The organism is Hydrophilobacter chitinilyticus (genome assembly GCF_049860745.1).
In the GTDB taxonomy this organism is placed as follows: domain Bacteria; phylum Pseudomonadota; class Gammaproteobacteria; order Burkholderiales; family Burkholderiaceae_C; genus Rhodoferax_B.
The window spans coordinates 868,364-887,463 of record NZ_CP187561.1; the positions used below are offsets into that span (position 1 = coordinate 868,364).

General features: G+C 61.6%; 19 protein-coding genes. 12 read left to right on the top strand and 7 right to left on the bottom strand.

What is annotated here, in order from left to right; genetic code table 11:
• Positions 1-8: 8 nt before the first annotated feature.
• From ruvC to ACPWMG_RS04115, 3 genes are all read right to left on the bottom strand, one after another.
• On the bottom strand, positions 9-557 hold the full coding sequence (ruvC, locus tag ACPWMG_RS04105) for a crossover junction endodeoxyribonuclease RuvC (RefSeq protein ID WP_483303386.1): 549 nt from the start codon (positions 555-557) through the stop codon (positions 9-11).
• 66 nt (positions 558-623) lie between these two features.
• Positions 624-1,622 carry a phosphatidate cytidylyltransferase gene (locus ACPWMG_RS04110; RefSeq protein WP_483303387.1) on the bottom strand — a complete coding sequence of 333 codons (999 nt, stop codon included), beginning with the start codon at positions 1,620-1,622 and terminating at the stop codon, positions 624-626.
• 13 nt (positions 1,623-1,635) lie between these two features.
• On the bottom strand, positions 1,636-2,265 hold the full coding sequence (locus ACPWMG_RS04115; protein ID WP_483303388.1) for a lysophospholipid acyltransferase family protein: 630 nt from the start codon (positions 2,263-2,265) through the stop codon (positions 1,636-1,638).
• Positions 2,266-2,310: 45 nt separating this feature from the next.
• On the opposite strand from ACPWMG_RS04115, the gene ACPWMG_RS04120 reads away from it, so the two are divergent.
• From ACPWMG_RS04120 to ACPWMG_RS04140, 5 genes are all read left to right on the top strand, one after another.
• Entirely contained in the window at positions 2,311-2,748 is a 438-nt protein-coding gene (locus ACPWMG_RS04120) for a YchJ family protein (RefSeq protein ID WP_483303389.1), read from the top strand.
• Positions 2,749-3,035: 287 nt separating this feature from the next.
• Positions 3,036-4,301 carry an ABC transporter substrate-binding protein gene (locus tag ACPWMG_RS04125; RefSeq protein ID WP_483303390.1) on the top strand — a complete coding sequence of 422 codons (1,266 nt, stop codon included), beginning with the start codon at positions 3,036-3,038 and terminating at the stop codon, positions 4,299-4,301.
• Positions 4,302-4,425: 124 nt separating this feature from the next.
• Entirely contained in the window at positions 4,426-5,307 is an 882-nt protein-coding gene (locus ACPWMG_RS04130) for a carbohydrate ABC transporter permease (protein ID WP_483303391.1), read from the top strand.
• Entirely contained in the window at positions 5,297-6,151 is an 855-nt protein-coding gene (locus tag ACPWMG_RS04135; RefSeq protein WP_483303392.1) for a carbohydrate ABC transporter permease, read from the top strand. Before ACPWMG_RS04130 ends, ACPWMG_RS04135 begins: the two co-directional genes overlap by 11 nt.
• A 7-nt stretch (positions 6,152-6,158) precedes the next feature.
• Positions 6,159-7,229, top strand: a complete 1,071-nt coding sequence (locus ACPWMG_RS04140) for an ABC transporter ATP-binding protein (protein ID WP_483303393.1) — start codon at positions 6,159-6,161, stop codon at positions 7,227-7,229.
• A gap of 567 nt (positions 7,230-7,796) precedes the next feature.
• On the opposite strand, the gene ACPWMG_RS04145 is transcribed toward ACPWMG_RS04140, so the two are convergent.
• Positions 7,797-10,493 (bottom strand): bifunctional acetate--CoA ligase family protein/GNAT family N-acetyltransferase, encoded by a 2,697-nt coding sequence (locus ACPWMG_RS04145; RefSeq protein ID WP_483303394.1) that lies wholly within the window; start codon positions 10,491-10,493, stop codon positions 7,797-7,799.
• A 31-nt stretch (positions 10,494-10,524) separates the two neighbouring features.
• Positions 10,525-11,463, bottom strand: a complete 939-nt coding sequence (locus ACPWMG_RS04150; RefSeq protein WP_483303395.1) for a DMT family transporter — start codon at positions 11,461-11,463, stop codon at positions 10,525-10,527.
• A 269-nt stretch (positions 11,464-11,732) separates the two neighbouring features.
• Between ACPWMG_RS04150 and ACPWMG_RS04155 the strand changes: the two genes are divergently transcribed.
• Positions 11,733-12,548, top strand: coding sequence for an outer envelope protein (locus ACPWMG_RS04155; protein WP_483303396.1), 816 nt, complete (start codon positions 11,733-11,735; stop codon positions 12,546-12,548).
• Between the two features lie 103 nt (positions 12,549-12,651).
• Here ACPWMG_RS04155 and ACPWMG_RS04160 read toward each other — a convergent pair whose 3' ends face one another.
• Positions 12,652-13,548, bottom strand: coding sequence for a 23S rRNA (adenine(2030)-N(6))-methyltransferase RlmJ (locus ACPWMG_RS04160; protein WP_483303397.1), 897 nt, complete (start codon positions 13,546-13,548; stop codon positions 12,652-12,654).
• A 217-nt stretch (positions 13,549-13,765) separates the two neighbouring features.
• Here ACPWMG_RS04160 and rplM point away from each other — a divergent pair, with 217 nt between their 5' ends.
• The 6 genes from rplM (at position 13,766) to mdtD (ending at position 17,923) form a co-directional block, all read left to right on the top strand.
• Positions 13,766-14,197, top strand: a complete 432-nt coding sequence (gene rplM, locus ACPWMG_RS04165; RefSeq protein WP_422832451.1) for a 50S ribosomal protein L13 — start codon at positions 13,766-13,768, stop codon at positions 14,195-14,197.
• 11 nt (positions 14,198-14,208) lie between these two features.
• Complete coding sequence (rpsI, locus tag ACPWMG_RS04170) at positions 14,209-14,601, top strand: 30S ribosomal protein S9 (protein ID WP_422832453.1); 393 nt, start codon at positions 14,209-14,211, stop codon at positions 14,599-14,601.
• A gap of 200 nt (positions 14,602-14,801) precedes the next feature.
• Positions 14,802-15,524 carry a DUF6776 family protein gene (locus tag ACPWMG_RS04175; RefSeq protein ID WP_483303398.1) on the top strand — a complete coding sequence of 241 codons (723 nt, stop codon included), beginning with the start codon at positions 14,802-14,804 and terminating at the stop codon, positions 15,522-15,524.
• Between the two features lie 62 nt (positions 15,525-15,586).
• The gene (locus ACPWMG_RS04180) at positions 15,587-15,982 is read left to right on the top strand and encodes a bactofilin family protein (RefSeq protein WP_483303399.1); all 396 of its coding nucleotides are present in this window, start codon (positions 15,587-15,589) and stop codon (positions 15,980-15,982) included.
• Positions 15,983-16,038: 56 nt separating this feature from the next.
• Positions 16,039-16,404 carry an iron-sulfur cluster insertion protein ErpA gene (erpA, locus tag ACPWMG_RS04185; RefSeq protein WP_483303400.1) on the top strand — a complete coding sequence of 122 codons (366 nt, stop codon included), beginning with the start codon at positions 16,039-16,041 and terminating at the stop codon, positions 16,402-16,404.
• A gap of 160 nt (positions 16,405-16,564) precedes the next feature.
• Positions 16,565-17,923 carry a multidrug transporter subunit MdtD gene (gene mdtD, locus ACPWMG_RS04190; protein ID WP_483305174.1) on the top strand — a complete coding sequence of 453 codons (1,359 nt, stop codon included), beginning with the start codon at positions 16,565-16,567 and terminating at the stop codon, positions 17,921-17,923.
• Between the two features lie 12 nt (positions 17,924-17,935).
• Here mdtD and ACPWMG_RS04195 read toward each other — a convergent pair whose 3' ends face one another.
• Complete coding sequence (locus tag ACPWMG_RS04195; RefSeq protein ID WP_483303401.1) at positions 17,936-19,081, bottom strand: anhydro-N-acetylmuramic acid kinase; 1,146 nt, start codon at positions 19,079-19,081, stop codon at positions 17,936-17,938.
• Positions 19,082-19,100 lie beyond the last annotated feature (19 nt).

Sequence of the window (19,100 nt, forward strand, 5' to 3'; positions counted from 1 at the left end):
GCCCGGGCTTAGTGCCCGCGTCCGGCGCGGTACAGCCCCGTGTTCTTCACCTGCAGCGGCGATGCACTCGCCAGCCGCGCCATGGCTGTGCCGGCATGCGCCTGGGTAATGGCCAGGCCCAAGGCATCGGCCGCATCGGGGCCAGGCAGAGCGGGTAGCTTCAGCAAGCGCTTCACCATTTCCTGCACCTGCGACTTGGCGGCGCGGCCGTGGCCCACCACGGCTTTTTTCATTTGCAGCGCGGTGAATTCGGTGATCGGGAGGTCGCGTGTGGCGAGGGCCGTCAAACATGCGCCGCGTGCTTGCCCCAGCAGCAGGGTGGACTGGGGGTTGACGTTGACGAACACAATTTCGACCGATGCCGCGTCGGGCTCGTAGCGGTCCACGACTTCGTGCACACCTTCAAACAGCACCTTCAGGCGCGCGGGCAAATCGCCAAAATTGAGGTGCGTGGTTTTGATGGTGCCGCTGGCCACGTAGCTCAGGCGCGCGCCGTCCACATCGATCACGCCGAAGCCTGTGGTTTGCAAACCGGGGTCAATGCCAAGAAGTCGCATGCTATTTATTTGGTAGCTGTCTGCGCTAGTGTAGAGAGCGCCAGAGGCCTAAGCGGCCCAAATGGCTTAAAGATGGAATATCCAGCGCACCGAGTGAAAAAAGATCGGCGCGGCAAAACACAGCGCGTCCACCCGGTCGAGCAGGCCGCTGGCGCCGGTGACCGACAAACCCTGCGCGCCCCAACTGGTGATGCCCCGGTCGCGCTTCAGCGCCTTCATCACCAGATGGCCGAGCGAGCCCGAGATACACGCGATCAGCGCCATGCCCAAACCCTGTGCCGGGTTGAACGGCGTGATGCCGGACAGCAGCCCGCCCAGCACACCGCCCAGCCCCACACCGGCCAACCAGGTGGCCCAGTTGAAACTGGTGCTGATGTTGGGCGCCTGCGGTTTGCGCGGCCAGCGGCGCGCCAGCAAGTGCTGCGCGAGCATGCAGCTTTGCACCACGGCCACGAGGAAGAACACCAAAAATGCCCCCCGGTTGGGGCTGCGCGGAAACTCCAGCAACAGCAGCGCCGGCACGTGGCTCATGCCGTACACACACACCATGATGCCCCACTGCAACTTGGCGTTGCGCTCCAGAAAGCGATGTGGGTCGTCGGCCAAGGCGCTCACCACCGGCACGGCCAAAAATACATAGACCGGAATGAACACGGTGAACAGGTCGAAGTGCCGTGCGCTCACCAGCCAGTACTGCACCGGCAGCACCACAAAAAACACCAGGATGAGCCCACGGTGGTCGCCACGGTGCGTGGGCGACAAGGTGATGAATTCACGCAGAGCGAAGAACGACACAAACGCAAACAGTACCGTCGCGGCCTGGTTGCCCAGTGCCCAGCCAATCCAGAACACCACCACCATCGTCCAGGTGGTTTGCAGCAGGCGGGTGTTGTCTTGCAGGCGTGCCAGGTAGGCATCGCGCTCGGGGCCGTGGTGTTCGTGGCGGCGCTCGCGCAGCGAGGTGATCAGTTGCCAGATGGTGGCCAGCGTCAACACGCCAAACACCAAGATGAACAAGGCCGCCACTTGTTCGGTGCTGCTGAGGTTGCGGAGGTAGCGGATCATGTGGGGCCGCTCCTCAAATGTCGCGCAGTGCAATCACCGCATCGCGGGCGCGCGCCGAGAAGGCGTGGCGGTCTTCATCGGCCACCAGCTTGATGGGGGCGCCGAAGGTCACAGAGCACAACACCGGCACCGGAATCACTTCGCCCTTGGGCATCACGCGCTGCACGTTGTTGATCCAGGTGGGGATCAACACCACCTCGGGGAACTGCCGCGCCAGGTAGTACAGGCCGGATTTGAAGGCCTGTGGTTCGGCTGCGTGGCCGCGTGTGCCCTCGGGGAAGATGATCAACGAGTCGCCCGCGTTCAGCACCGCCACCAGCGGCTCCAGCGGGTCCGACTCCACGCCCGTGACCGGGTCTTTGCTGCGTGTGCGGTCCACGTACACGGCGTTGAACACCTTGGTGGTCAGCCACACTTTGAAGCGGCTCTTGGTCCAGTAGTCGCGTGCGGCGATGGGGCGCGTGGTGGTGCGAAGGTCGGCAGGCAGCGCGGCCCAAATCATCACCAGGTCGACATGGCTTTGGTGGTTGGCAAAATAAATGCGCTGCTCGGAGCTTGGCGGGCAGCCATGCCAACGGGCTTGTGCGCCGGTGAGCAGGCGCACCAGGCCGAGGAGGAGATAGGTGACGATCTTGGCAAGCATTCGGGGCATGATAAGCCGAGGCTTTGACGTTTTTAGAATCGCGCTATGCCCGTTACCCCACCCGTTACCGCTTCTCTTGCCGCGTGCCCCTGTGGCCGCACCGATGCGCGCCAACGTGCGCTGGCTTACAGCGCCTGCTGTGGCCAATATCACGCTCACCACGCGGACTTTGACGGCACCCCTGCGCCCGATGCCGAAGCCCTGATGCGCTCGCGCTACAGCGCCTTCGTGCTGGAAAACGCCCCTTACCTATTGGCCACTTGGCACCTGCGCCATCGCCCGGCCACACTTGACTTCGACCCCGGCGCCCGCTGGCTGGGCCTGAGCGTGAAGGACCATAAGCGCCTGGACGACACCCACGCCGAGGTCGAATTTGTTGCCCGCCAGCGCGACGCCAGCGGCCGGGGGTTGCGGTTACATGAACGCAGCCGCTTTGTGTTGGAAGACGGGCGTTGGTTTTATGTGGATGGCGACCAACTTTGAAACGTTTGCTTATTTGTTGAAAATATTTGGCACTTGCGCTGATCAGGTAAGCGTAGATAGCTATTGTTTTTGATTTTTCGGGCGTCACCAGCGTGACGCTTCGCGCCGTTTGGCCGCCCGTTTTGCGGCGAGCGCAAGCCCCGCCGTCGCGGGTATTTCCCAATGTCGTGAAATAATTAATTAATGAAAAATTAAAATCCTTACGGATGGGTGCCTGCTTGGCGCCATTTTTTTCTCTGCCCGGACCCCATGGTGGCGGTTCGCGCGGCAACTCTTCAGGAGACGAAATGTTGAAACTTTCCAAAATCGCCACGGTTGTGGCTGTGGCCGTATCTGCCGGTGCCGCGTTCACGAGCACTGCGTTTGCTGGCGAAGTGGAAGTCCTGCACTACTGGACGTCCGGTGGCGAGGCCAAGTCGGCCGCCGAACTCAAGAAAATGATGCAGAGCAAGGGCCACGTCTGGAAAGACTTCGCCGTGGCCGGCGGCGGCGGTGATGCAGCCGCTACCGTGCTGAAGAGCCGTGTGGTGTCGGGCAATCCCCCAGCCGCTGCCCAAATCAAGGGCCCAGCGATTCAAGAATGGGCTGCTGAAGGCGTGTTGACCAACCTCGACACCGTGGCCGCCGCTGAAAAGTGGGACACGCTGCTGCCCCCCGTGGTCGCCAACGTGATGAAGTACAAGGGCCACTATGTTGCCGTGCCCGTGAACGTGCACCGCGTGAACTGGATCTGGGCCAACCCCGAAGTGCTGAAGAAGGCCGGTGTGGCCGGCATGCCCAAGACCTATGACGAATTCTTCGCCGCTGCCGACAAGATCAAGGCCGCTGGCCTGATCGCCGTGGCGCACGGTGGCCAAAACTGGCAAGACTTCACCACCTTTGAATCGGTGGTGTTGGGTGTGGGCGGCGCCAAGTTCTACCAAGACGCGTTGGTGAAGCTCGACTCCAAGGCCATCAACAGCGACACCATGAAGAAGTCGCTGGAAACCTTCCGCAAGATCAAGGGCTACACCGACTCGGCCTCCAGCGGCCGCGACTGGAACCTGACCACCGCTTTGGTGATGCAGGGCAAGGCTGGCTTCCAGTTCATGGGTGACTGGGCCAAGGGCGAGTTCCTGGCCGCAGGCAAGGTGCCTGGCAAGGACTTCCTGTGCGCTGCCGCGCCTGGCACCAGCACCTCGTTCACCTTCAACATCGATTCGTTCGCCATGTTCAAGCTGAAGTCGGCTGACGGCCAAAAGGCCCAAAACGACTTGGCCGCTGCCATCATGAGCCCCGAGTTCCAGGAAATCTTCAACCTGAACAAGGGCTCCATCCCGGTGCGCCTGAATTCGAAGATGGACAAGTTTGACGACTGCGCCAAGCTGTCCGCCAAGGACTTCGTGGAAACCGCCAAGTCGAACAGCCTGGTGCCTTCCATCGCCCACAGCATGGCCGTGAGCCCTGCCGCTGAAGGCGCCATCAAGGACGCCGTGAGCCAGTTCTGGAACGACGACAAAATCACCGTAGCTGCCGCGATGAAGAACATCGCCAACGCCGCGGCCATGAAGTAAAGAGTCAAGCGGCCTGGGCGCGCCTAGTTTCGTTTTTAAACGTTGCTAGCGTTGTGCCCACCAGGCCCCCCACCTCGTTTTTCGGGGTGCGGGGGCCTTCCCTTGCAAGCTGAAAGCGGCTGCCATGAAATCAAATTTTGAAAACACCCTGCCCAAGTTGGTGGTAGCCCCAGGCTTTGTCCTGGGGTTTGCTTTCATCTATGGGCTGATGATCTGGAACGGGGTGCTGTCCATGACGCCCTCGCGCATGTTGCCCAACTACAGCGAGTTTGTAGGCCTGGAGCAATACGCGCGTCTGTGGGACATGGACCGTTGGTGGCTGGCCCTGAAGAACCTGGGCATTTTCAGTGTGTTGTACGTGGGCGGCTCCATGCTCATCGGCATGGCGCTGGCCATTTTTCTCGACCAAAAAGTACGCGCCGAAGGCTTTCTGCGCACCATTTATCTGTACCCCATGGCGCTGTCGTTCATCGTCACCGGCACCGCCTGGAAGTGGATGCTCAACCCCGACATGGGTTTGCAAAAGCTGATGCACGACATTGGCTGGACCAGCTTCCAGTTCGACTGGCTGTCGCAAGGCGACCTGGCCATTTACTGCGTGGTGATCGCCGGTATCTGGCAGTCCGCCGGTTTTGCCATGGCGCTGTTTTTGGCCGGCCTGCGCGGCATTGACGACAGCATCATCAAGGCGGCGCAAATCGACGGCGCGAGCCTGCCACGCATCTACTGGCGCATCATCTTGCCGATCCTGCGCCCGGTGGTGTTCTCCACCATCATGGTGCTGTCGCACTTGTCGATCAAGAGCTTCGACTTGGTGATGGCCCTGACCGGCGGTGGCCCCGGTTTCTCGACCGACGTGCCCGCCACCTTCATGTACGTGATGAGCTTCACGCGCGGCCAGATCGGCTTGGGCGCTGCGAGCGCCACCATGATGCTGGCGACTGTGGCCGCCATCGTCGTGCCCTACCTTTACAGCGAACTGCGGAGCAAACCCCATGACCGCTAAAACCCTAGGCCGTGGCCTTCTCTATCTGGTGCTGATCGCGGCCGCCGTGGTGTTTCTCGCGCCGCTGTACGTCATGCTGGCCACGTCTTTCAAAGACGCCGAAGAAATCCGCAGCGGCAACCTGCTGAGCCTGCCCTCCAGCATCAACTTTTCGGCCTGGGGCGAGGCTTGGTCGACCGCGTGTACCGGCACCGATTGCCGTGGACTGCAACCGTTCTTCTGGAACTCGGTGTTGCTGGTGATCCCGGCGGTGCTGATCTCCACGCTATGGGGCGCCATCAACGGCTACGTGCTCAGCCTGTGGAAGTTTCGCGGCAGCGATTTGTTGTTCGGCTTCATGCTGTTTGGCGTGTTCATGCCGTTCCAGGTGGTGCTGTTGCCGATGAGCCAGGTGCTCGGCTGGCTGGGCATTTCCAGCTCGGTGGGCGGCCTGATTTTTGTGCACTGCCTGGCGGGCTTGGCGGGCACCACGCTGTTCTTCCGCAACTACTACGCTGCCGTGCCAGGTGAACTGGTGAACGCCGCGCGCATCGACGGCGCGGGCTTCTGGCGCATCTTCTTCCGCATCATCGTGCCGCTGTCCACACCCATCGTGATGGTCACGCTGATCTGGCAGTTCACCAACATCTGGAACGACTTCTTGTTTGGTGTGGCCTTTAGCGGCGCCGACAGCAAACCCATCACCGTGGGCTTGAACAACATGGTCAACACCAGCAGCAGCGTGAAGAACTACAACGTCGACATGGCAGCCGCCGTGATCGCAGGTTTGCCAACGATGTTGATCTACGTTTTGGCAGGGCAGTATTTTGTGAAGGGACTCACAGCCGGCGCTGTGAAAGGATAACGACACCATGGCTTCTGAACTCAACATATCCGGCATCCGCAAGACGTTTGGCCAAGGCGGCAAAGAGGTTGAAGTCCTCAAGCGCATCGACATCGACGTGGCCCCGGGCGAATTTTTGATCCTGGTTGGTCCCTCTGGCTGCGGCAAGTCCACACTGCTGAACATCATTGCCGGCCTGGAAGAACCCACCGAAGGCGAGATCCGCATCGGCAGCCGCAACGTGGTGGGCGTGCCGCCCGCCAACCGCGACATCGCCATGGTGTTCCAAAGCTACGCGCTGTACCCCACCATGAGTGTGGCCGACAACATTGGTTTCGCACTGGAAATGCGCAAGGTGCCCAAGGCACAGCGCGACAAACGCATCGCCGAAGTGGCCGCCATGCTGCAGATCGAACATTTGCTCGACCGCCGCCCCTCGCAACTCTCGGGCGGACAGCGCCAACGTGTGGCCATGGGCCGCGCACTGGCACGCCAGCCACAACTGTTCCTGTTCGACGAGCCGCTATCCAACCTGGACGCCAAGCTGCGCGTGGAAATGCGCGCCGAAATCAAGCGCCTGCACCAGACCAGCGGCATCACCAGCGTGTACGTGACGCACGACCAGATCGAAGCCATGACGCTGGGCAGTCGCATCGCGGTGATGAAGGGCGGCGTGGTGCAGCAACTCGGCACGCCAGACGACATCTACCGTCGCCCGGCCAACACCTACGTGGCGACCTTCATCGGCTCGCCCACCATGAACCTGGTGCCCGGCCAAGGTGTGACGGCAGGCGCGGCATCCAGCTTCCGCATTCAAGACGGCAGCGTGGCGCTGCAGTGCCCGAACACGACGGAAGGCACGCTGTTGGGTGTGCGGCCGGAGCACGTGCATTTTGACGATGCGTCGACTTGGCGTGGTCAGGTGAGCTTGGTTGAAGCGACTGGCGCGGATACGTTTGTGGTGGTGAAGACGAGTGCTGGCGCGATCAATGTGCGCACTTCGCCGGATGCTGCTGTGCGGGCTGGTGACCAAGTGGGGTTGGCTGTGGAGGCGCAGCATGTGAGCTGGTTTGATGGGAAGTCTGGGGAGCGCGTTTAGGTTCTTGGGGGCTTAATTGGCGCCGCTGGCCGGGTCTCGCCCCGGCGGGCGACTAACTTCTTTTGCCTCGCCAAAAGAAGTCAGCAAGAAAAGGCGACCCCACTATCTGCGTCCCCTCGCGGAGCGAGGGGCAACCTGCGCTGGACGGCGTTGGCGGGGTTTCGCTGGAACTCGCCTTCGGCTCAAACAGCCAGCGAAACTGATCCCGCCAAAGCCGTCCATCGCAGGCGCAGCTAGAAGGGGCTGCGATACCGAATTCAACCCGGCTCGCTACGCATCGCACGGATGTTGAATCCGGGCCGAGCGCAGCAATGGCCCGTCTGGTTTCTACCTCCCGTCAGGCCGGGCCTGTGATGGGTGGGGTTGGTGGGATCAGGGCTGGTGGCTGTCTGAGCCAAAGGCGAGTTCCACCAGACCCCCACCAACGCCATCCAGCGCAGGTTTGCCCTTCGCTCCGCGAAGGGGCCCGGCATGTGGGCGCCTTCTTTGGGGCACGTTTCTTGTGCGCACAAGAAAGGTGTCTCGCCTGCCGGGGCGAGACCCGGCCAGCGGCGTCAACAGACAAACTCAAAGCGCGTAAGTCACCAACCGGAAGTCCGGATCCTCCGCATAAGCCTTCACAGAGAACCCCAAGTTCTTCATCAGCTTAAGCATGTTCGGATTCTGTGTGAGAACAAGCCCCACCATCTCCTGCAAACCCTTCTCCCGCGCAAACTCAATGATCGACAGCATCAGCCGCGTGCCTAAGCCGCGCCCGCTGAACCCATCGGCCACCGCCAGCGAAAACTCGCAACTGGTGCGGTCGGGGTTGGTGATGTAGCGCGCCACACCCACGATGCGCGTTACCTCTACCAGTGCACCGTCGGCATCGGTTTGCTGCTCGCGCACCACCGCCACCAAGGCCATCTCGCGGTCATAGTCGATCAGCGTGAAGCGGGCCAGCAGGCCGGGTGGCAACTCGTGCATCGACGACACAAAGCGGAAGTAGCGGCTCTCGGGTGAGAGGTCGCGCACAAACTGCTGCAGCATCGTGGCGTCGTTCGGGTGCACCGGGCGCACCGTGCATTCGCCGCCACCGCGCAGCGGCCACACCTGCTCGTGCTGTGAGGGGTAGGGCAGGATGGCCAAATGGTTGTAGAAACGCGCCGAGGGTGGCGTGTCTTCCACCACGATGCGAGCATCGACCACCAACGCGCCGGAGGCGTCGACGATCAGCGGGTTGATGTCCATCTCGCGCAGTTGCGGCAACTCGCACACCATTTCCGACACGCGCAGCAGAACCTGCTCCAGCGACTCCATGTGCACGGCTGGCGCGCCGCGCCATTCGCCCAAGGTCTCCGCCACGCGGGCGCGTGAGATCAGGCGTTGGGCCAGGTACTGGTTCAGCGGCGGCAGCTCCATGGCGCGGTCGTTCATCAGCTCGATCATGGTGCCGCCGGCACCGAAGGCGATGACGGGGCCGAACGGGTCGTCGGTCACCAGGCCGATGTAGACCTCGCGCCCGCGCTGCTGGCTCGACATGTTCTGGATGGTGATGCCGTTGATGCGCGCCTCGGGCCGGGTGCGGCGCACGGTTTGCATCATGTCGGTGAAGGTGTCGCGCACGGCGGTGGCGTTCAAGATGTTCAGCGCCACGCCTTGCACGTCCGACTTGTGGCTGATGTCAGGCGAGTCGATCTTCAGTGCCACCGGGTAGCCGAGCTGGCTGGCGATCAACATCGCCTCGTTGGCGCTGCGCGCGAGGATGGTGCGGGTGACTGGGATGTGAAAGGCGGCGAGCAGCGCTTTCGATTCCATCTCGGTCAACACCTTGCGCCGCTCGGCCAGCACACCGTCGATCAACAGGCGCGCGCCTTCCACGTCGGGCTTGGCCAGGCTGGAGAGGGGTGGCGGGGTTTGCTGCAGCAGCAACTGGTTTTGATAGAACGAGGCGATGTTGCCGAAGGCGCCGACGGCCGCTTCGGGCGTGCGGAAGTTCGGCACACCGGCCGCGCTGAGGGTACGCCGCGCTTCTGCCACCGAGGCTTCTCCCATCCAGCAGGCGAGCAGGGGCTTGCCCAGGCTGCGTTGTGCCGCGCCGAGCACTTGTGCGATGGCGTTGGCGCGGGGCTCCTGGTTCGGGTGGCTGTTCGGATGGTATTTGGGCGAATAGATCACCAGCACACCATCGATGTTGGGCGCCTTCGCGGCGGCCTGCAGCGCGTGTTCGAAGTGGCTGGCGTTGGCGTCTTCCGACAGGTCGATTAAATCGTCCAGCGCCGCATGTGGCGGCACGTGGCTGCGCAGTTCGGTGATTTGCGCGGGCGTGAGGCAGCCGAGTTGCAGGCCGATCTCGGTGATCCAGTCGGCCGCCAGCACACCCGGGCCACCGCCGTTGGTAATGAGCGCCAGGCGCGGCCCGACGGGGCGGTAACGTGAGGCCAGGCACTTGGCTGCAGAGAACAGTTGCACGAACGAATCGACGCGCACGGCACCGGCGCGGCGCAGTGCGGCGTCAAACACGTCGTCGCTGCCCACGATGGCGCCCGAATGCGTGAGGGCGGCGCGGTTGCCGGCAGAGCGCCGGCCGGCCTTCAACACCACCACCGGTTTGGCGCTGGCAGCCGCGCGCAGCGCACTCATGAAGCGGCGCGCGTGGCTGATGCCTTCAAGGTAGACCACGATGCTTTGGGTTTGCGGATCAGACGCCAGAAAGTCCAACACTTGCGCCATGTCGACCGAAGGCTGCTGGCCCAGCGATACCACGGTAGAGAAACCCACGCCGTGCTGGTGCGCCCAATCGAGAATGGACGCCGTGAGCGCGCCCGATTGCGACACCAAACCAATCGGGCCCGCCGCCGCCAACGGCCCCGCCGCGCTGGCATTGAGCTGAAGTGAGGGGCGTTGAAAGCCCAAACCATTAGGGCCAAGCAGGTGGATGTTGTCGCGCTTGGCAATGCGTTGCAGCTCCGTGGCCAGGCGCGGCTCCACACCTTCGCACAGCACCATGGCCGCGCCGCAATTGATGCGTCCAGCAAGCTCCAGTGCTGCCGCGATTTCGTTGGCGGGCAGGGCGATGATGGCCAGGTCGGCCTTCACCTGCGCCAGGTCGGCCAGGGTGCCGCTCGTGTGCGTGTCGATGAAGCTCAGCGTGCCGTTGTAGCGTTGCGCACGCAAAGACGTCGCCAGCGTTTGCGCCATGGGGGTGCCCGGCGCATCGGGCTTGCCGCCCAAGACCACGATGGCCTGGGGCGTGAACAGCGGGGCGAGGAAGTGTTTGTCCATGGGCGTCGGGATTAACCTCAATCAAGGTTCATTAGGTTCTGGCGGCCGGTGTGGAGGCCGCGGGGCTCTTGGCGGCGCTGGTCAATTGTGTGACCAGATAGATGCCACTGAGTACCAGCACAAGCCCCACCGCGTGGTGCATTTTGAGGCTTTCACCCAGCACCGCCCAGCCCATGCCAGCGGCATACAGCGGGCCCAAATACTGAACCATGCTGGCCCGTGCGGCACCCAGTTCGCGCTGGATGATGGAGTAGGCCCAGTAGGCCAGGCAACCCGGGAAGATGGCTGCGGCCAGCACCAAGCCCGTGCCCTTTTGCGTGAGCACCGGCGCGGTGTGGTGCGCCACTTCATAAATGGTGAAAGGCAACAGCACCACCACGCCCGCCAGGCTGATGACGGCGAGGCGCGCGCCAGCGCTGATGGGGCTGGTCCAGCGGCGCAGCAGCAGGGCGTAGGCGCTCCAGGCGATGGCGGCGGCGAAGATCCAGGCGTCGCCCGGCACAAACTGCACGTTGGCCAGTGCCGTCCACTGGCCGGCCAAGATGACGTGCAGCACGCCACCCAATGCCAGGGCTACGCCCAGGGCTTGCCGGGCATTCACGGCTTCTTTCAGCCACAGCGCCGAGAACAGCACGATGAACACCGGCGACAGCGTGTAGATCAAGGCGATGTTGACTGCCGTGGTGGTGCGCCCGCCGATGTAAACCCAGGCCCCGCAAATCCACATGCCCATGGCCCCCAGCACCAGGTAGCGCAGCCACTCGGCGCGGATGTGCGCGCGGTGCGCCATCAGTTCGCGCCAACCGACGACTCCCAGAATCAGCCCAGCGACCAGCCAGCGCAACAGCGCCAGCAGGTGCGGCTCGATCACACCCGGCGCGCTGCGGGCCACCAAGTAGTTCACTGACCAGAAGGCCGGGGTGATGAACAGCAGCATGAGGGCGAAGCGGTGGCGCGGGCTGTTGGGCATGGATGGAGGCCGGTGGGCGACGGTATTACGGGGCGTTAAGGGGGGGGTGAGTTGACTAAACAAAAGCCATCTTGTGCACAAGTTTGATGCGCATTGTCAACTTATGGTTTGACGCCACAAGCATTTGCGCCCGGCATTGGTGCGAATGATCGTTTGCCCCCATGGTTTCAGAAAATCATGCAAAAAATGATGATGATTTGAAACTTTTTACGGTGGCATGGGGCTTGCATTGTGACATTTTGTTAATTCAACATAGAAAGGGATACCCCATGAACAACAAGATGTTTGGCGCCGGTTTGCTGGCTCTGCTGGCGACGGTTTCTGGTATGCAACAGGCCCAGGCGGCCGAGTGGAGTGACACCTCTATGGGCTACCGCTACGGCACCAAATTTGCCGAGCCCTACAACTCTAAAGACATCACCAAGAACATCTTGAACTTGACGCACGTCAGTGGCAACAAGTACGGCAGCAACTTCTTCAACGTCGACTTCTTGATGTCTGACGGCAACGACAGCAATGCACAAGAAGCCTACTTGGTCTACCGCTATACGCTGGACTTCGGCAAGGTGACGGGCAAGAACCTGGCGATGGGCCCGGTGCGCGGCTGGGGCTTGACCGCTGGCTTCGACTTGAACACCAAGAACGACACCGGCTACGCCTCGAAGAAGCGCATGTTGGTAATCGGCCCGACGATGATGGTCGACGTGCCCGGCTTCTTGAACATCAGCGCTTTGCTCTTGGACGAAAGCAACAAGCCCCGCACCATCACCGAACGCTACACCTACGACGTGCATCCGATGCTGAACGCCGTGTGGGGCATTCCGGTGGGCGCAGGCTTCTCGTTTGAAGGCTACATGAACTACATCGCCTCCAAGGGCACGAATGAGTTCGGCGGCCCCACCTCGCCTGAAACCAACATCGATGCCGCACTCTGGTACGACTTGGGCAGCGCCACGGGTCTGGGCAAAAACGCTGTGCGCATTGGCGTGGGCTATCAGTACTGGCGTAACAAGTTCGGCAACCCGCACACCGTGCCAGGTTCCGAAGCCAAGACGCCGATGATCCGCGCAGACTTCCACTTCTAAGTTGAAGACGGTGGACGGGTGGCTTTAAGGCTGCCCGCCATGTGAAGACATAAAAAACCCGGCTGTTTGTGCAGCCGGGTTTTTGTTTTGGGGCGCTGAAAATTTAGCCGCCGGATTCGAGCGTGTGCGTGGCGTTTTTGTCTTGCGCTAGGCGCACCACCAATTGCTTCAGCGCGGCATCCAATTGAGCCTTGAGCGTGTGCGGCGGGTTGATCAGGAACATGCCGCTGGCGGGCAAGCCGGGGCGGATGGTTTCGCCGTCAGTGTTGGTGATGATCTTGCTGGACTTGACCGTCAGCGTGGCGTGCAGCCAGCTCTTGCCGGCTTTGGTTGCCATGGTTTTCAGGCGGCGTGGAAGGTCGTGTGCTTCGGGGCGCGGAATGATCGGGTACCAGACGGCGTAGGTGCCGGTGGCAAAGCGCTTCATGTGTTCGCTCACCATGGTCAACACACGCTCGTAGTCGCTCTTCATTTCATAGCTGGGGTCGCACAGCAGGAAACCGCGGCGGCTGGGTGGCGGCAAGAATTTGCGCGATCCTTCAAAGCCGTCTTCGCGGAACACGGCGATCTGCCGGCCAGCGTCGAGCTGGGCGATGTTGGCGGCCAGGGTTTTGGCGTCGGTCGGGTGCAATTCAAACAGCTTCAGCCGGTCTTGCTCGCGGATCAGGCGCTGCATGATGAACGGCGAACCGGGGTAGACCTTGTGGCTGCCCTTGTTGTTGAAGCTGGCGATCATGTCCAGATAGTCTTGCAGCGCGGGCGCCAGGGGTTCGGCCCCGGCTTCTGCAGGGGCTTGCAAACGCACTACGCCGTTGGCCGCTTCGCCGCTTGTTTCGGCGTAGTCACCGTCCAAACGGTACAGGCCGGCGCCGGAGTGGGTGTCGACCACGGCGAGGGCGGTGTCCTTTTGGGTCAGGTGTTTGAGGGCGGCGATGACCACGGTGTGCTTGAGCACATCGGCATGGTTACCCGCATGAAAGGCGTGGCGGTAGCTGAACATAGTCTGCGATGGTAACGGTTCAGCCGAAATGGGGCTAGCTCTACGGCGACAATCCCTCTATAATGCTGGGTTCTGCAGCGTCTGGTGTGTCCCGCGGCAGAAATTTAACTCCCACCTAAGAGGTTTCCTTCAGAGAAACACCGACCGTGGAAAAGGGCAGACCAGGACGCCAACCCCTTTAGGTTGGCCAAACCAACTTTCTTTAAAGAGAAAACTCATGACCAAGACCTTCAGCGCCAAACCCGCTGACGTGGTGCACGAGTGGTTTGTGATTGACGCGACCGACAAGGTCCTCGGACGAGTAGCCAGCGAAGTTGCTCTCCGTTTGCGCGGCAAACACAAGGCCATTTACACGCCTCACGTCGATACCGGTGACTTCATCGTCATCATCAACGCAGCACAACTGCGTGTGACCGGCGCCAAGCCGCTCGACAAGATTTACTACCGTCACTCCGGTTACCCAGGCGGCATCACTGCCACCAACTTCCGTGACATGCAAGCCAAGCACCCAGGCCGCGCCCTGGAAAAGGCCGTCAAGGGCATGCTGCCCAAGGGCCCGCTCGGTTACGCCATGATCAAGAAGCTCAAGGTGTACGGCGGTGCGGAACATCCGCACACCGCCCAGCAACCCAAAGTGTTGGACATCTAAGGAGCATTCTGATGATTGGTGAATGGAACAATGGCACCGGCCGTCGCAAATCTAGCGTCGCCCGCGTGTTCATCAAAAAAGGTACCGGCAAGATCACGGTTAACGGCAAAGACATCCAGAATTTCTTTGGCCGCGAAACCTCGATCATGATTGCCAAGCAGCCTCTGGTGCTGACCGGCAATGTCGAAACGTTCGACATTCAAGTCAACGTCCACGGTGGTGGTGAATCCGGCCAAGCCGGCGCTACTCGCCACGGCATCACCCGCGCTCTGATCGATTACGACGCAACGCTCAAGCCCGTGCTGAGCCAAGCTGGTTTCGTGACCCGTGACGCTCGCGAAGTGGAACGTAAAAAGGTTGGCTTGCACTCCGCTCGCCGCCGCAAGCAATTCTCGAAGCGTTAAGCTTCGCGACTGCGAGGACAGTCGATGGAAAACCGGAAGACGTTGCGAGGCCTATGCCTTGTGGTGTCTGCAGCAGGCCTGTCTTATGGATGGGGCATGCGCCGGAGCCAAGTTGTGCTGTCTTCTGCTTGCCAAAAAGCCGCCCGAGATTTTTCTCCGGCGGCTTTTTTGTTTTATGCGCCGATGCGCAACACTGATTTATGCGCCTGAAGCTGCTGCGTCGTCGCCTGACGATCACCTCTCCGCGCATGGCCGTGCGCAGCGCCTTGCCGTGGCCGCTGCGCTGGATGATGGCTGCCGTGATGCTGGGCTTGTGTGGCGCGATCGCACTCTACGCGTTTGATTTTGGCCGCCGCATCGCCGGGCTCGAGGCCTATTCCAAAGAATCTTTTTTGCGGCTGCAGAACGAAGTTTTGCAGCTGAGGGCCGAAAAGGCCGAGTCTGAATTGGTGGTGAACACCGCCCAGAGCTTGTTGACCGCCGAAAAAGCCGCCAGCCAACACCTGCTGACGCAAATCAAGGCACTGGAAGGCGCCAACCAATCATTGCGCGACGATTTGCTGTTTTTCGAGAAGCTGATTCCGGCCAATGGCAGCGACGCCATTGCCATCCGTGGGCTGCAAGCTGAAATGCTCGGCGGCGCGCTCGACGGCAGCCAGATGCGCTGGCAAGTGCTGGTGCTGCAGCCCACCAAAAACGCGCCCGAATTTAAAGGCTTGTTGATGGTGACGTTTACCGGTACCCTGAATGGCGTGCCTTGGAGCCAAGCCATCCCGAGTGGCGGCCAGCCTTTGCAGTTGCGCCAGTATTTGCGGGTGGAAGGCGTGGCGGATTTGCCTGCCCAAGCCGTGGTGAAGAATGTCTCTGCCCGCGTGCTCGAGGGCAGCCAAGTCCGTGCCGTGCAAGCCATACAGCTTGAATAAATGTTGATGAATGTTGATAAGGGCTGATTGGCCCTCAACTCATGCTTAACTGAGGTCTCCCGATGTTCGGAAAGAAAAAGCAGCCGCCAATCCGCAGTTTGATTGCCCATGGCAGCAAGATCACCGGGGAAATCAAATTCTCTGACGGCATGCGCATCGACGGGGAAGTGCAGGGCTCCATTCGCTCGACCGAAGGCAGCCCCAGCATTTTGGTGATTTCAGAGACAGCGGTGGTTAAGGGCGAGGTGCATGCCGACCACGTCATCGTCAATGGTCGTGTCGAAGGGCCTTTGTACGCGGCGGTGCTGCTGGAATTGCAGCCCAAGGCCAGCATCGTCGGCGATGTGCGTTATGCGGCGCTGGAGATGCATCAGGGCGCTGTGATCGAGGGCCAATTGCAGTCGTTGACCCCCACGGCTGAAAAGACCGTATTGACGTTAGCGGCAAACAACGGCTAGCCGACCCTGCCAAGCAAATTGAAGTACGATTTCAAAAAATTACGGAGTTCCCCCCCATGAGTGCAGTTGCCGAAAATATCCAAACCGAAATGCCCAGCCCTATCGTGTTCACCGATAGCGCTGCCGCCAAAGTGGCCGATCTGATTGCCGAAGAAGGCAATCCAGACCTGAAGCTGCGCGTGTTTGTGCAGGGCGGGGGCTGCTCGGGCTTCCAATACGGTTTCACGTTTGATGAAATCACCAACGAAGACGACACCACCATGACCAAAAATGGCGTGTCGTTGTTGATCGACGCCATGAGCTACCAATACCTGGTGGGCGCCGAGATCGACTACAAGGAAGACTTGCAAGGCGCACAGTTCGTCATCAAGAACCCCAACGCCACCAGCACCTGCGGTTGCGGCTCCAGCTTCTCTGCTTGAGTTTGGCACCCCACGCTGCTAGAACAAAGCCGCCTTCGGGCGGCTTTTTCGTGGGCCCTAGATTGAACTGATATTGAACTGTGATGGATGAGAGGGCGTGAACGTGCAAGGCGAGAAATCAGAAAAACTATTGCTCTGGCTGGTGGCCATTGGCTTCTTCATGCAGACGCTGGATGCCACCATCGTCAACACCGCGCTGCCCGCCATGGCGGCCAGCCTGGGCGAGAGCCCGCTGCGCATGCAGTCGGTGCTGGTGGCTTATTCGTTGACCATGGCCATGCTGATTCCTTCGTCGGGTTGGCTGGCAGACCGGTTTGGCACGCGCCGCGTGTTCGTCAGCGCCATCGTGTTGTTCACCATTGGCTCGCTGGCCTGCGCCATGTCGCACACGCTGACGCAACTGGTGGCCGCGCGGGTGCTGCAGGGGCTGGGCGGCGCGTTGCTGCTGCCAGTGGGCCGCCTTTCGGTGCTGCGCGCCTTTCCGCGCGAGCGTTTCTTGCAGGCCATGAGTTTTGTGGCCATTCCTGGGCTCATCGGCCCGCTGATCGGCCCCACGTTGGGGGGCTGGCTGGTGGAGTTCACCACCTGGCATTGGATCTTTCTGATCAACCTGCCGGTTGGCGTGTTGGGCTGCTTCGCCACGCTGAAATACATGCCCGACGGCCGCGTGCCCGAAGTGAAACGGTTTGACCTGGGTGGCTACCTGCTGTTGGCGTTCGGCATGGTGTCGCTTTCGCTGGCGGTGGATGGCTTGTCCGATCTCGGCCTGCGGCAAGCGGCGGTGATGCTTTTGCTGGTGTTTGGCCTGGCCAGCCTGGCGGCCTATTGGCTGCGGGCGGCGCGCCGGCCCGATCCGCTGTTCTCGCCGCAATTGTTCAGCATTCCCACACTCAGCATTGGCCTGCTGGGTAACTTGTTCTGCCGCTTGGGCAGTGGTTGCATGCCATTCTTGATTCCGCTGCTGTTGCAGGTGAGCATGGGTTATTCACCCGCGCGCGCCGGCATGATGATGTTGCCGGTGGCCATTGCCGGGATGATCACCAAATCGGTGGCCACGCCGTTGATCAAGCGTCTGGGCTACCGCACCACCCTGGTGGGCAACACCGCCATCGTGGGGCTGCTGATGGCCAGCTTTGCGTTGATGGACCCGGGTCAGCCGACTTGGCTGCACGTGGCCCAACTGGCGCTGTTTGGCATGTTCAACTCGCTGCAGTTCACCGCCATGAACACCGTCACCCTGAAGGATCTGGACGGCCCGCAGGCCAGCAGTGGCAACACCTTGCTGTCGATGGTGCAGATGCTGGCGATCGGCATGGGTGTGGCGGCGGCTGGCGCGGTGCTGCAAGCTTACACCGGCTACTTTCAACCGGCGGGTGCAGCGCAAACGCTGCGCGCGTTCCACGCGACGTTTGCCACCATGGGCGTGATGACGATGGCTTCGGCCTGGATTTTCTGGCAGTTGCCTGACGGCACGACGGTGGTGGGCAACCCCAAGACCGAGCCACGAGATGTGACCTGAGCCAGGTCGTGCTCAGGCCGGGTAGACCGCGCCGAGCACCCGTTCACCACGGGCGCCGGTCACACTGGCCAGGTTGCCGGGTAGGCGGAAAACCGTTTGCCGTGCCAGCCACGCAAAGGCTGCGGCTTCGACTTCTAGCGGCGGCAGACCGTGCTCTCCTGAAGACGCAACGGCCACGCCCGGCAAGCGCCGTTGAAAGCGGCGCATCAACTCGCCATTGAGTGCGCCGCCACCGCAAACGATCAACGTTTTACTATCTTTTGCATAGCTGTCTACGCAATCACAGCAAGCGCTGGCAGTGAATTCGGTCAAGGTGGTTTGCACATCCACTGGCGTCACCGCTGGCAGGGTCGCCAACTGTTGCGATAGCCACGCTGGGTTAAACAAGTCGCGCCCGGTGCTTTTCGGTGGCGGCTTTTTCAGAAACGGCTCTGCATTCAAGCGAGCCAACAAGGCCGGATTGACGTGGCCCTGCGCCGCCCAAGCGCCATCGCGGTCGAAAGGCTGGCCGGTGTGCTGCTGGCACCAGTAATCCATCAGTGCGTTGCCCGGGCCACAGTCAAAGCCCAGCATGCCCGCCGTGGCGTCGGCAGGCAACACGCTCAGGTTGGAGATGCCGCCGATGTTCAGCACGGCCAAAGCTTGGCCGGGCTGGCCGAAGACCTGGCGGTGGAACGCCGGCACCAGCGGTGCGCCTTGGCCGCCCGCTGCCACATCGCGGCTGCGGAAGTCCGCCACCACGTCGATGTCGGTGGCTTCCGCCAGGAGTGACGGGTTGTTGATTTGCAGCGTGTAGCCGCCAGGCTGGCCGGGTGCGGTGTCGAACTCTTGCGGGCGGTGGCGCACGGTTTGCCCGTGGGCGCCAATGGCGCGTACGGCGCTGGCGGCCATGCCCGTTTGGGCCAGCAGCGCTTGCACCACGCCGGCGTAGCTGCGCGCCAGTGCATTCGCGGCCAAGGCTGCGCGGTGAAGCTCGTTGTCGCCAGGGGTGTTGAGGGCCAGCAATTCGGCGCGAAAGGCTTCCGAGAAGCTGCCTGTGGCGTGGCCCAGAACTTTGAGCGTGTGGCCGGAGAAGTCGACCAACACACCGTCCACGCCGTCCAGCGAGGTGCCGGACATCAGGCCAATGTAGAGCTCAGAAGGGCGCGCGGCAGACATATCGACCAGCGGCGCCCGT